Below are 12,770 nucleotides of genomic sequence, written 5' to 3'. Positions count from 1 at the left end.
CAAGGGATGCGGGAAGTGTGCGGGAAGAGCTGCGGGAAGGGTTACGGGAAGGGGTGCGGGTGGAGCGCGAGGTCCTCGTAGCGCAGCGGACCGGAGGCACGCCCCAGCCGGTGCGGCACCTCCAGCAGGCGCGGCAGCCCCCGGGTCCGGCGGTTGACGTGCCCGAACGTCATGGGCAGCGAGCCGGGCACCACCGCCTTGACGCAGTGCAGTCCGAGACGGTCGCGGACCCCGGCCTCGTCCTGGCCGACCACGACCACCTCCAGGCCCAGGCCCGCCAGCCTCCGCACCGTCCGGTCCAGCAGCGCGCCGATGTCCTTCACCGGTGCGGGCGCGCCGGGCCACACCTCCCGCCAGTCGGCCCCGGCCCCCGCCGAGCGACCGTCGGCACACAGGAAGTCCAGCCGCGGCCGGGCCTCCGGGAGGGTGTACAGGGCGGTGTGGTCGTCCAGGCTGGTGACCAGCGCGGGCTCGTCCAGCATGGGCCGCAGGCGCCGCGGATCGTACTGCTCAGGCTCGGCCAGGGCACGCTGCGGGGCGTTGAAGACGTTGGTCACCACCTCCACGACCGCGGAACGGACGGCGACGCGCGGATCGTGGTGCGCCCCGGCGGCCACGAACACCTGGGGTGCGCGGGCGCGTTCGTCCCGGTGGCGGGCGACGGCGATGACGGCCGGGATGCCGAAGTCGTTGGTGGCGTCGAGCAGCGAGAGCCGGTACCCGGCCTGGGCCGCCCGGTCGGCGAGGTGCGTCACCTGCTCGTCCCCGGCGGGCAGCGCCACGCGGACCAGCGGAGTGGCCGCGTACCAGGCCATCAGGAAGGCGTCCCGCTCGGCGATCTCGAACAGCCCGTAGAGCGCGGCCTCCGCGGGGCTGTTGCCCAGGCCGCAGCCGCTCGAGCACTCGTAGACCACGCGCGGCCGGCCCGGGCTCGGGTCCCAGTAGGCGACGTGCTCGGGGACGGCGGCCGGCCGGTCGTGGGTGAGCGACCAGCCGTGCACCCAGTCGAGTTCGAGCTGCGGGGTGTAGGGCACGGTGGAGGAGGCCGGGTGCCCGTGGTGGACAGGGTCGGGCAGGCCCAGGCGCACCGGATCCACGGCCCGCTCCGGCCCCAACTCGGCGTACGGGGCCCGCAGTACGGTCCGCCGGCCGGTCGGGCTCATGCCGGCGAGGCGCTCCACCCCCTCGAAGAAGGCCACGCGCTCGCTGCCGTCGAAGTCGGCGGCCCGGCCGTAGCCTCCGTCGCGCAGCGCCCGGCCGTAGGCCACGTACGCGCTCGTCAGGCTGTACACGGAGTCCTCGGTGCGGACCACCTGGTGGACCGGCCCGAACCGCTCGTCGTACAGCGCCGCCCGCAACCCGGCCGTGTCGGTACGGGAGTTGGGCCCGCGCAGCACGGCCGGGTCGACCGGCAATCCGGGAGCCTGCCGTGGCCGGGCCGCGTCCGCACTGTCCGGGGGCAGCGGCAGGCACACCGGGCAGCCGCCGACCGGGCGGAAGCGGTGCGTGGACCAGGTGGCCCGGCCGCTGTGCACGATGTACACGGTCGCCTCGGCCCCGGGGGCCGGGGCGGGCTCCGCGAGGAGTTCGGCGGCCAGCGCTGCCACCGCGTCCACCAGGGCGGGGGAGGGCCGCCCGGCGAGCCGGAGCGCGGGGCTGTCCATCGGGACCCGGCCGCCGATCGCGGCCAGTCGGCGGTACTCCGTACAGGACAGGCAGCCGACCGCGCCGGGCCGCAGTACGGGGCCCACGACGGTCAGCGCGCCGTCCGAACGGACGGGTACGAGCACGCCGGGGCGGCTCAGCGCGTGCCGGGACCAGGCGGCGGCGAGGTCGAGGCTCCAGTCGTCGAGGACGACGACGGCAGCGGCTCCGTCCGGGGCCGCGGAATCGGCCGGTCCTGCGGCGTCGGGCGGCCCGGAGGCGGCGTCCCGTACGGGAAGGCCGTGTTCGGCCAGGGCCCGTGCCAGCGTGGTCATGGGGTACCTCCGTCGCCGTGTCCGGTCCGCAGGACGGCGAAGCCGCACCCGCGCAGGGCCGCCCACAGGGCCCGGTCCGTGCCTGCCGCGCCCGGTCCCGGTTCCCACGGCCGGGCGTGCAGTCCGGAGGTCTCCAGGAGCGCGGACCGGAGCGCCGGCTCCCGCTCGGCGACATCCGCCAGCCATCCGGCCGTCCAGCTCTCGTCCTCCCAGGCCGCCCGTGCGGTCCCGGCGGTGGCCAGCGGTGCCACCGCCCCGCCGGGGAGCGCGAGTTGGCGTCGGCCGGGCGCCTGCCCGGCCTGCTGCGCCCCGGCCTGTACGCGGACCACCGCGGCCATCGCCGCGAAGGCGGCCGCGTCCGCCGCGGTGGCCTCCACCGCCCGGCCGATCACCCGGACGGGGCCCCCGGGTACGGGACTTGCCTCCACGAGGGCTCGGAACGCCGGGCCGCCCGGGGCGATCCGGGCCACCTTCAGTTCGGCCCGGATGCCGAGCCTGAGGGTGAGCACGGACCACCAGTGCCGGGCCTGGGGATGCTCCGCCCAGCCGGTGTCCGCGGCCGGACCAACGGCGGTGCCGGCTGCGGCGCGGGCGGTGGTGCGGCGCAGGGCGCGCCCGAGCGCGTGCCCGGGGTCGGCGCCCACGACGATGCCGGGCCCGGCCGGCCCGAGCTGCAGCTCCGCCGCCCGGCAGAGGGCCTCCAGGCGGGCCAGGTCGGCCCGGGCCGCGCCGGCCAGCAGGGTGCCGCCGGGCACCGCGCAGCGGACCAGCGCCACCGGGAGCTGGGGCAGGGATCCGGGCTCGGGGGCGGCCAGTACGCCGGTCCGCTCGTCGCCGAGTGCGGCCACCCCGGAGAGGGCCTCGGCCAGGGTGGCGGGCGGTGCGGGAGCCTCGGGGCCGGCGGGGCCGAGCCAGGGGTGGTACCGGGCCCGCAGCGGCCGCCCGTCGGCCACCAGCACCGCGGGCCGGTCGTCTCCGCCTTCGACGGAGGGGTCCGGCAGCCCGGCGAGCGCGCACAGCAGTCGCTGGGCGGAGGCTCCGGCGACGAGGGAAACCACCGCGGGGGACACCGCGTCCGCCTCCGTGCCGCCCGCAGGTCGCCTCCGCAGCCGGGCGGCGAGGGACGCCGCGTCCGCGCGGGCCCGGTCCGGACTGCCGACGGGGGTGACGAAGCCGCCACCGTCGCGGATCACGGCCGCGACCGCCCGGACCCGGCCCGCGGGGTCCGTGCCCGTGAGGAGGATTCCTTCGGCGGGGCCGTCATCGGAGCCGGGGGAGGACGGGACCCCGGAGCGCTCCAGGGCCCGTACGGCCGCCCGGGCCAGGGCGCCTTCGGGCTCGGCGCCCGATACCCGCACCGCGGCGGACCGCAGCGCCCGCGCGGCCTCGGCGGGCCGGTCCGCGACGGTACGCAGCCAGCGCCCGGCAGGGTCCTCCAGGGCGTCCGGAAGGGCCGCGGTGTGCTCGTGCTCCACCAGCAGGCCGTGCGCGTGGAGTTGGCCGATCAGCGTGCACAGCGCGGAGCGCAGCGGCGATCCGGCCGGCGCGAGGGCGGCCAGGGAGCCGGCGCCGTCCGTCAGCAGGGCCTCCTCCACCAGCTGCCACAGCTTCGGGAGTGCGGGACTGCCCTCCAGGGTGACGCTGGTGGTCCAGCCCCGCAGGTGCAGGCCCTCCTTGAGCGCGGTGGCCGCGATGTCGGGCCGCAGCCGCCACCGCCCCAGCGCCTCCACGGCGTCGGGTGCCGGAGCCGTCATGACGTCCCTCCCGCGCGGTACGACTCCACCACGAGCTCGACCGCCCGCCCGGGCCGCGCCAGGCCGCCCGGCGCCGGCAGCGCCTCCTCCAGCACCACCCCGTCCGGGTGGCGGTCCAGCCACTTGTGCAGGCAGCGCAGGTGCAGTGCGTTGCCGAGGTCCACGAACTGCGGTTTGGGCTGGGCCAGTCGACGTACGAAGTCCTCGCCCACGCTCTCCCCTCCCGCGGCGGCCACCGGGTGCAGGAAGAGCTGGTCGGGGACGCCGAGCAGGGAGCGCCAGCGTGCCGTCGCCGCCACCGGGACCTCCGCGTCGGCGGCCAGCTCGGCGCGCAGCGCCTCGACCGTGCCCGCGGCCAGGTGCCAGCGGCGCCGCCGCAGGACGACATGGCGGTGGCGGAGCCGGGGCGTGCGGACGAGGGCGCCGCCGGGGACCTGGGTGACGTACCGGGGGACCAGGGCGGTGAAATCGGTGACACCGTGCGGCTGGTCGGCGAGCAGCGGGGCGATGCGGGGCGCGTGCATCAGCGGGGCCAGCAGCCCGGGGTAGAACACGTCCAGCAGTTCCCCGGTGGCCGTGAGCCGCACCCGGACCTGGTCGCTCTCCTCGTCGTGCACGAGCTCCACCGCGGACTCCGCGATCGAGGCGCCGCCGCCCTCCGGCCCGATCTCGTCCGGGACGAGCCGCGGATGGAGGTTGGCGTTGAACCCGCCGACCGGCCGGATCTGCACGGGCCGGGTGTCCGTGTCCGCCGCCCGGCGGATCTCCCGCGTGACGGCCCGAGCGGCCTCCGGGTCGAGGGAGTCCAGGAACCTGCTGAGGAACCGGCCCCAGCCGCCGTACACGTGGTTGAGGCAGAGCAGCCCGCTGCGGCTGTCGCGCTGGAGGAAGTACGCGTACGACAGCGGCCGTACGGTCGCCCAGGACGGCAGCCGTCCGCCGAGGCTCCGGACCACCTCCACGGGGAGGACGACATCGGCGTCGGGTCCGTCTCCCGGTGCGGCCAACTCGGCGCGGAGTGCGGCCAGTTGCTCACCACCCCAGGTGGCGGCCTGCTGCCAGGCCCGCGCGGCCTCCGTGCCGAACTCCCAGATGTGCCGGCATATACCGCCGGGGCCGTAGCGGGCCACGAAGCGGTCGCGGATGATCCGGCGCACCGCGTGGCCGAGGTCGAACACCTCGGCCACGGCGGAGAGTTCGCGCAGCGCCTCGTGGTCGGCCGCGTCAAGGAAGCCGTCCAGCGGCAGCGGCCGGCGGGCCACCACGTCCTCGGCGAGCACGGTGAGCGCGGCCGTCTCCTGCTCGACGGGCGCGCCGGCGGCGGTCAGCAGGGTGTGCCAGCGCTCGCGCAGTACGGCCGCCAGCCCGGCGCGCTCGCGGGGGTCCGAGACGCCGAACTTTCCTGTGAGCTCGGCGATCTCCTCGATCCGGTCGGCGAGCGCGCCGTCCCCGGGCAGGGCGCCGGGGCCGCGCAGCCACCGGGCCAGGCGGGCCTCCGGATCTGGGTCCTGGGGGCCGACGGGCGGGACGGGTACGAGCAGTCCCGCGTCGACGAGTTGCGCCAGGTAGGCCTGCGCGGCGGCGCGGCCCTGCGGGGGAGCGAGCGCGGCGGCCAGTTCGTCGAGCGGGGCGGGGGTCGCGCAGAGCGCGGCGACGCGCAGCAGCGGGGCGGCGGCCGCGACGGTGACCTCGTCCTCGTCCGCGAGGAGGAACCGCCCCCCGGCGAAGGCGGTGCGGGACCGCACGAAGGACGCGCGGTCCTCCGAGAGCCGTGCCGTACTCGTCATGCGGTGGGGCAGTCGGGCGCGGCGGCGCGGATCGGCCAGGAGGGCCGCACACAGCGTGTCCAGCAGGGTCCGGTTGGTCTTCACGGTGACGCCGGTGAACGCCGCGGCGGGATCGTCCGCGCCCGTGTCCCAGGCGGCGCCCGCCGTCGGCTCCGGCGTGGCGGGCAGCGGGCCCCATCCGACGCCGGTGAACCAGGACAGCGGGCTGGTCCGGGTACTGGCCCGCAGCGCCTGCCGCAGGATTCCCGGTTCCTCCTTGCGCGCCTTGCGGTCGGCGGCCCCGGTCCCCGCCCGCTCGACCGCGCGCAGCAGATCGGGGCTGGTGTAGGAGGCCGCCAGCGCGAAGACGGGCTCGCGGCACAGTGCCGACAGGGCCGCGCGCTCGGCCGTCAGCGCGTCGGCCGTGCCCGCGGCGAGCTCCGCGAGGGCCGTGGACCTGCGCTCGCGCAGGTCCAGCCAGGCGCCGAGCTCAGGTACCCGCACCGGGAGGTCGCCGAGGCGGGCGAGCAGCGCCGGGCGCGGTGCGCGCCCGTTGTGCAGGGAGCGGCGCAGCGGCAGTACCACCTCGCGGTGGAAGTCAGGGGAGTGGCCGCCCGCGCTCGCGTACAGGGCCTCGCCCAGCGCCGGCAGCAGGGCCGTCAGGGCGCCGTCCAGCTCCGCGAGCCGGTCCAGTCCCGCGCGGAAGGCGGCGGCGGGCGCGGACTCGGCGGGCAGGCTCAGCAGGGTGGAGCGCACCAGCGCGTAGGGGGCCGTTCGCACGGCGTGGAGATACGAGGACACAGCGATCCCGTCGACTGGGCCGGGCCGGTGGGCGAGGGGCATCGGGACAGGGTGGTGCCGGGGCGTGCCGCTCCGGCGCGCCGTACCGCGCGCGCCGGAGCGGATGACGCTATCCGGGTCAGCCCGCCTGGGGCAGCTGCGGCGCGGTCACACTGCACCCGCTACAGGCCTGGCAGGAGGAGGACGTCGGATAGGCGGACGCGGCGCTGCCGAGTCCGACGGTGTCGCGCATCGCGGTGACGGTCAGGTCTCCGAGGTCCAGGTCCTGGAAATCGAAACCGAGGCCGTTATCCGTAAATGCCATATCATCTCCCGGGGTTGTGGGAAAACATGCGGCATAGTGCCGTTGGTGCGGACTTACGCACACACCGTATCGCCCGGATCACGGAGCGCGGGTCGAGTTGCTCTCGAATCATTGCCACCAACACCCTTTAATTACCGGTGAGTTGACGTTTCGAGGCTGTACGGGCCGACCCCGCCCGCGGATGGGCGGTCGGTGGGCGCTAAAGTTCCCTGCCGTTACGAACAACCGTTTGGGTGGGGGACTGGATGAGCGCGGAACTGCGCGAGGCGGCAGATGAGTTGGCCGACCTGCTGTGGCGGGAGCACACCGTATACCGGGACAGGTCGGGCGGTGTCGTCATCCGCGGCGAGCACGTCCAGCGGTGGATCAGCCTGTCGATCGGCGCCGGCCGTGACGAGGTCCTGCTGCGCGCCGGCCGGATACTAGACGGCGGGACGACCGCCCCGGCCCGTTCGGAGGCGGTGGCCAACCTGTCCGCCGGCACCACCGAACTCGCCGCGGTCTGCCGCCGCCTGCTGGCCGAGACCGCCCACGGCCCCGCCGCCCCGCGGCCGGTGCGCACCCGCCGCTCCCGGCACACGAGCCTGCGCTCCTGGCTGGTCCTCGCCTGCGTGGCCGCGCTCATCGGCCTCTATCTCGCGCGGATGTCGTAGCGCATGTCGTAAGGGGGCGGTGGCGGACCCGGCCCGAACGGTTCCGTAACCGCGTCCGAGCCGGTTCGGAGGCGCGTGCCCCGACGGTGTGGGCATGACCTCAACGACCAAGGGTTCGACTACGACTTCGACTTCGGGATCGCCTTCCGGCTCGGGGGCGCTGCCGGGCAGGGCCGGCGTACGGGAATGGCTGGGCCTGGCGGTCCTGCTGCTGCCCGTCACCCTCATGACCGCCGATCTCGGGGTGCTGTGGCTGGCCACCCCCTTCCTCACGGCCGATCTGCGCCCGTCGAGCAGCGAGCTGCTCTGGACCACCGACATGTACGGGTTCATGACCGCAGGATTCCTGGTGATCATGGGCGGGCTGGGCGACCGGATCGGGCGGCGCAGGCTGCTGCTGGCCGGTTCGGCCGGCGTGGTGGCGTCCTCGCTGCTCGCCGCGTACGCCACCGGCCCCGGGATGCTCATCGCGGCGCGGGCGCTGCTCGGGGTGGCGGGGGCCGCGGTGCTGCCGTCCACCCTCGCGCTGATCAGCCACATGTTCGCCGACGTCCGGCAGCGGGCCACGGCCATCGCCATGTGGGTGACGGCCCTGTCGGTGGGCATCGCCGTCGGTCCGGTGATCGGCGGGGTGCTGCTGGACCACTTCTGGTGGGGCTCGGTGTTCCTGCTGGGCGTACCGGTGATGGTGCCGGTGCTGCTGTTCGCGCCGTGGCTGCTGCCCGAGTACCGGGACCCGGCCGCCGGCCGGGTCGACCTGCCGAGCGTGGTGCTGTTCCTGCTGGCGATCCTCCCGGTCGTCTACGGGGTGAAGAAGGTGGCCGAGTTCGGACCGCAGGGCGCCCACCTGGCGGCCGTCGCGGCCGGCGCGGTGTTCGGAGCCCTGTTCGTGCGGCGCCAGCGCCGGCTCACCGCCCCGCTGCTCGACCTGCGGCTGTTCGGGAACCGGGCGTTCACCGGGGCGCTGCTGACCCTGCTGCTCGGCATGATGGCGCTCAACGGCATCGAGTACCTGGTCCCGCAGTACCTCCTGGCCATCGGCGGGCTCTCCCCGCTCGCGGCGGGCCTGTGGCTGCTGCCCGGAGCCGCAGGCCTGGTGGCCGGCTCCCAGCTGACGCCGGTCCTGGCCCGGCGCGTGCGGCCCGCCCACGTGATCCTGGGCGGCCTGGTGGTCACGGCGGCCGGGTTCGGGCTGTCGGCCGCCGACGGTGTTCTCGCCGTCTCGGCGGGGCTGGCCCTGGTGATGTTCGGCGTCGCCCCCATCAGCGTGCTCGGCACCGCCCTGGCGGTGGGCGCGGCCCCCGCCGAGAAGGCGGGCTCGGCGGCGGCCACCGGCCAGACCGCCTACGACCTCGGCCTGGCCCTCGGCATCGCCGGGACCGGCAGCATCGCGGTGGCCGTCTACCGGGACGAAGTAGCGGCCGGGGCGCCGGCCGGAGTGCCCGAGCAGGCGCTCGCGGCGGCCCGGGACACGGTTGGGGGCGCGGCCGACGCGGCGGCCGGGCTGCCCGGGGCCCCGGGCGGCGAACTGCTCGCCGCCGCCCGGGAGGCGTTCACCGCCGGGTTCCACACCGCGTCCGCGGTCAGTGCGGGTCTGGCCCTGGTGACCGCGGTCGTGGTGGCGGTCCTGCTGCGCCACGTCCCCCCGATCGGCGCCGAGGACCGGAACGCGGGGGCCGCTCCCGAGGAGCCCGCCACCGTCTGACCCATCCCCCGCACCGACGACCTCCGCGCAGAGCCCGGCCGGCCCCCGCCGCCCGGGCTCTGCGCGCTGCCCCGGACCGGGACCCGGACCCGGCACCGACCCGGCCGCTCAGGCAGGATTCGCGCTGCGAAACGAGCGCCGATAGCTGTCCGGCGGGACTCCGACGATCCGCTTGAACTGGCGCCGGAGCGTGGTGGCGGTCCCCATCCCGGTGGCGCGGGCCACCGCCTCGATGCCCTCGTCCGTGGCCTCCAGCAGCTCCTGGGCGCGGCGTACGCGCTGGGTCAGCAGCCACTGGAGCGGCGTCTGCCCGGTCACCGACCGGAACTGCCGACCGAGATGGCGCGGGCTCGTGTTCGCCTTCCGCGCCATGTCGGTCACCGTGAGCGGCTGGTCCAGCCGCTCACGGACCCAGGCGAGCAGCTGGGAGAGGGTGTGGTCGCCCGTCACCTGCACCGGCGTCGTCACGAACTGGGCCTGCCCGCCCGGCCGATGGGGCGGCATGACCAGGCGCCGGGCGACGGAGTTGGCGACGGTGGCGCCGTGGTCGAGGTGGATCAGGTGGAGGCAGAGGTCCACGGCGGCGGCCTTGCCCGCGGCCGTGAGCACGCTGCCGTTGTCCGTGTACAGCACGTCCGGGTCGACGACGGCCAGCGGATGCCGGGCACTCAACTCCGCGGCATGGGCCCAGTGGGTGGTGGCCCGCCGGCCGTCCAGCAGGCCCGCGGCGCCGAGTACGAACGCCCCGGTGCACAGGGAGGCGACCCGGGCACCCGCCGCGTGGGCCGCCCGTACGGCTTCGATCACCTCAGGCGGCGGCGGATCGTCGATGTCGGCGCACGCGGGCACGATCACGGTGTCGGCCTCGGCCAGGCGCTCCAGCCCGTGGTCGGGCTCGACCATGAACGGTCCGACCTTCGCCGGTCCGGGCCCGCAGAGCAGGACGTCGTACCAGCCCTGCGTGGCCTCACCGGGGGGATTGCCGAAGATCTCGTAGGCCACCGCCAGCTCGAAGTGCAGCAGGTGACCGGCGGTCAGCAGGGCGACAGAGGGCATGTCCGAAAGTGTACGGGTGATGTCGTTCCGGACCATCACAGCCGGGTGCCGGCTGCGGCCAGACTGGGCCCATCAGCACAACGAGAGCGGGGGCACCATGAGTACAGCGGCTGCGGTAGTGGTCTACGGGGCGACCGGGCACACGGGGCGTTTCGTCGTCGCCGAACTGCGCGAGCGCGGCTTCGCCACGATCGTCTCCGGCCGTGACGCGGCCCGGCTGGAGGCGCTGGCCGCCGAGTGGGGAGACGTGGTGGTGCGGCCTGCCTCCGTGGACGATCCGGGCGCACTGGACCGGGCCCTCGCCGGTGCGGCGGCCGTCGTCAACTGCGCCGGACCGTTCGCGGTGACGGGAGGCCCGGTGGTGGAGGCGGCCCTGCGCGCGGGGATCCCGTACGTCGACGTCGCGGCGGAGATCGAAGCGAACGCGTCGATGTTCGCCGAGCACGCGGAAGCGGCCCGCACGGCAGGCGTCCCCGTGGTGCCGGCGATGGCCTTCTTCGGCGGACTGGGCGACCTGCTGGTGACGGCGGTCATGGGGGAGTGGACGGCGGCGGACGAGGTGCACGTCGCCTACGGGCTGAGCAGCTGGCACCCGACGGCCGGCACCCGCGCGGCGGGTGATGTGTCCCACGAGCGCCGCGCGGGCCGGCGGGTGCGGTTCGCGGACGGCGCGTTGCGGTACCACGACGACAAGCCGGTGGAGCAGGACTGGGTCTTTCCGGACCCGCTGGGCCGGCGGGCGGTGATCGCGGAGTTCACCATGGCCGATGTCGTCACCGTGCCCAGCCACTTGGCGGTGCCCGAAGTCCGCACCTACATGGCCGTCGAGGCCGCGAGGGACCTGGCCGGGGCGGACACGCCGGAGCCGGAGGCGGTCGACGCCCAGGGGCGGTCCCACCAGACCTTCGTCGTCGACGTGCTGGTCAGAGCGGGCGGCGTCGAGCGCCGGGCCACGGCCCGTGGCCAGGACATCTACGCGGTCACCGCACCCCTGGCGGTGGAGGCCGTCCAGCGCATCCTGGCCGGGCGGACGCGGACGACGGGCGTGGCATCGGCCGGCGCGGTGTTCGACGCGGCGGACTTCCTCCGGGCGCTGGCCCCGCACGTGTCGGTCGAGCTTCCGCACTGACCGCGGAAGCACCCAGGGGTGTCGCCGGATCAGGCCGGGGTCGGGGCCAGGGCGTCGGCGCCGGCGGTGAACGCCGAGACGGCGGCCTCCGCCTCGGCGAACACCTCCCGGGCGCGTTCGCCCCGCAGGTTCTCCGGGATGCCGGAGAACTCCGTCCCGAACAGGAACCGGAACTCGGTCCGGCCGATCCCGCAGAACTCCGAGACACCGCGCGTCAGCTGGAGTTCCAGCGCGTCGGTGAGGGCGGAGGCCTCGGAGCCCCCGGCCAGGGCCACCCACAGCAGCCGCTTCCCGGCGAGGCGCGGCCTGCTCCGCCCGTAGGCGAAGCCGTAGTTCCACACCCGGTCGATCCAGCCCTTCAGCACGGCCGGCGGGGCGAACCACCACACCGGGAAGACCACGATCACGTCATCGGCGTCCTCGATCCGCCGCATGTGGGCGCGGACCTCGGGCGAGTACTGCTTCTCGCGGTCGGTCCAGTCCGGTTCGTCGGCCGGGGTCAGCCGGGGGTCGAAGTCCTCGGCGTACAGGTCGAGCAGGTCCACGGATCCTCCCGCGGCCTCCAGCAGGCGGCGGGTTCGGCCGGCGACCTGGGCGGTGAGGGAGTCGGACCGGGGGTGGGCCAGGACGAGCAGGGTGCGGCGGGACACGGTGGCCTCCAGGGCGGGGAGCACGGCGGGGTCAGGGGGAACGGCTCCGGGCCGCCGCTGGATGCGCGGCGGCCCGGAGCAAGGGGTGAGAGGGGAGTGCGGAGCGGACGGTTGGTCAGATGCCGAGCCCGGAGCCGCCGCTGACGTCGATGTTCTGGCCGGTGATCCAGCGGGCGTCGTCGGAGGCGAGGAAGGCGACGACATCGGCGACGTCTTCGGGCTGTCCGACGCGGTTGAAGACGGAGAAGCCGGAGGCATGGGCCCTGGCGGCCGGGTCCGCCAGCCACGGGTGGATGTCGGTCTCGATGGTGCCGGGGGAGACCGCGTTGACGGTGATCCCGCGCGACCCCAGGGTCTCGGCGAGGGTCAGCGTGAGCACCTCGACGGCCCCCTTGCTGGCGGCGTAGGAGGTCATGCCGGGGAAGGCGACCTTGGTGACGCCGGAGGAGAGGTTGATGATGCGGCCGCCGTCGCGGAGACGCTCCAGGCCCTTCTGGATGATGAAGAAGGGGGCCTTGGCGTTCACCGCGAAGACCTTGTCGTAATCGGCCTCGGTGACCTCGTGGATCAGGCCGGGACCGGCGATGCCGGCGTTGTTGACCAGGATGTCCAGGCCGTCGGCGTGCTCGTCGAAGGCCGCCCACAGGGCCTCCGCGTCACCGGGCAGGCCCAGTTCGGCGCGGATCGCGAACGCCCGGCCGCCGGCCTCCTCGATCGTACGGACCGTCTCCTTCGCCGCGACCTCGTTCCCGGCGTAGTGCACCGAGACCCGCGCGCCCTCGGCGGCGAGCGCCAGGGCGATGCCGCGGCCGATCCCGCGACTCGAACCGGTCACCAGTGCCGTCTTGCCGTCGAGCTTTCCCATGATGGGCTCCTCTGCTTTCGGTGTGTCCGTCGGCTGCTGTCGACGTGATGCAGCCTGCCGCCCGGCGCTTCGGGTCCGGCTCGGGAGCCGTTCGGATCCCGTTACGGC

At 75.3% G+C, this 12,770-nt stretch carries 10 protein-coding genes; 3 read left to right on the top strand and 7 right to left on the bottom strand.

The window, feature by feature from the left end; all coding sequences use genetic code 11:
• Nucleotides 1-41: 41 nt before the first annotated feature.
• The 4 genes from ACFWBN_RS02510 to ACFWBN_RS02495 all read right to left on the bottom strand — a co-directional run bounded on the left by ACFWBN_RS02510 (nt 42) and on the right by ACFWBN_RS02495 (nt 6,604).
• Complete coding sequence (locus tag ACFWBN_RS02510) at nt 42-1,979, bottom strand: TOMM precursor leader peptide-binding protein (protein ID WP_385169315.1); 1,938 nt, start codon at nt 1,977-1,979, stop codon at nt 42-44.
• Nucleotides 1,976-3,733, bottom strand: coding sequence for a hypothetical protein (locus tag ACFWBN_RS02505; RefSeq protein WP_385169312.1), 1,758 nt, complete (start codon nt 3,731-3,733; stop codon nt 1,976-1,978). Before ACFWBN_RS02505 ends, ACFWBN_RS02510 begins: the two co-directional genes overlap by 4 nt.
• A complete protein-coding gene (locus tag ACFWBN_RS02500; protein WP_385169309.1) occupies nt 3,730-6,279 on the bottom strand; it encodes a lantibiotic dehydratase in 2,550 nt (849 codons plus the stop codon). The genes ACFWBN_RS02505 and ACFWBN_RS02500 overlap by 4 nt, the downstream gene beginning before the upstream one ends.
• A 139-nt stretch (nt 6,280-6,418) precedes the next feature.
• Nucleotides 6,419-6,604, bottom strand: coding sequence for a thiazolylpeptide-type bacteriocin (locus ACFWBN_RS02495; RefSeq protein ID WP_385169306.1), 186 nt, complete (start codon nt 6,602-6,604; stop codon nt 6,419-6,421).
• Nucleotides 6,605-6,849: 245 nt separating this feature from the next.
• Here ACFWBN_RS02495 and ACFWBN_RS02490 point away from each other — a divergent pair, with 245 nt between their 5' ends.
• A complete protein-coding gene (locus ACFWBN_RS02490; protein ID WP_385169304.1) occupies nt 6,850-7,257 on the top strand; it encodes a hypothetical protein in 408 nt (135 codons plus the stop codon).
• Nucleotides 7,258-7,351: 94 nt separating this feature from the next.
• Nucleotides 7,352-8,962, top strand: a complete 1,611-nt coding sequence (locus tag ACFWBN_RS02485) for an MFS transporter (RefSeq protein ID WP_385169301.1) — start codon at nt 7,352-7,354, stop codon at nt 8,960-8,962.
• 108 nt (nt 8,963-9,070) lie between these two features.
• Here the strand turns inward: ACFWBN_RS02485 and ACFWBN_RS02480 are convergent, their stop codons facing one another.
• Nucleotides 9,071-10,018, bottom strand: coding sequence for a helix-turn-helix domain-containing protein (locus ACFWBN_RS02480; protein ID WP_385169298.1), 948 nt, complete (start codon nt 10,016-10,018; stop codon nt 9,071-9,073).
• A 97-nt stretch (nt 10,019-10,115) separates the two neighbouring features.
• Here ACFWBN_RS02480 and ACFWBN_RS02475 point away from each other — a divergent pair, with 97 nt between their 5' ends.
• Nucleotides 10,116-11,147, top strand: coding sequence for a saccharopine dehydrogenase family protein (locus tag ACFWBN_RS02475; protein WP_385169295.1), 1,032 nt, complete (start codon nt 10,116-10,118; stop codon nt 11,145-11,147).
• Nucleotides 11,148-11,176: 29 nt separating this feature from the next.
• Here the strand turns inward: ACFWBN_RS02475 and ACFWBN_RS02470 are convergent, their stop codons facing one another.
• Nucleotides 11,177-11,797, bottom strand: a complete 621-nt coding sequence (locus ACFWBN_RS02470; RefSeq protein WP_385169292.1) for an NAD(P)H oxidoreductase — start codon at nt 11,795-11,797, stop codon at nt 11,177-11,179.
• A gap of 115 nt (nt 11,798-11,912) precedes the next feature.
• A complete protein-coding gene (locus ACFWBN_RS02465) occupies nt 11,913-12,662 on the bottom strand; it encodes an SDR family NAD(P)-dependent oxidoreductase (RefSeq protein ID WP_385169290.1) in 750 nt (249 codons plus the stop codon).
• Between the last annotated feature and the right edge of the window lie 108 nt (nt 12,663-12,770).

This window comes from Streptomyces sp. NPDC059989, assembly GCF_042736975.1.
Classification (GTDB): Bacteria; Actinomycetota; Actinomycetes; order Streptomycetales; family Streptomycetaceae; genus Streptomyces.
This window is presented reverse-complemented; position numbering and strand designations above follow the sequence as displayed.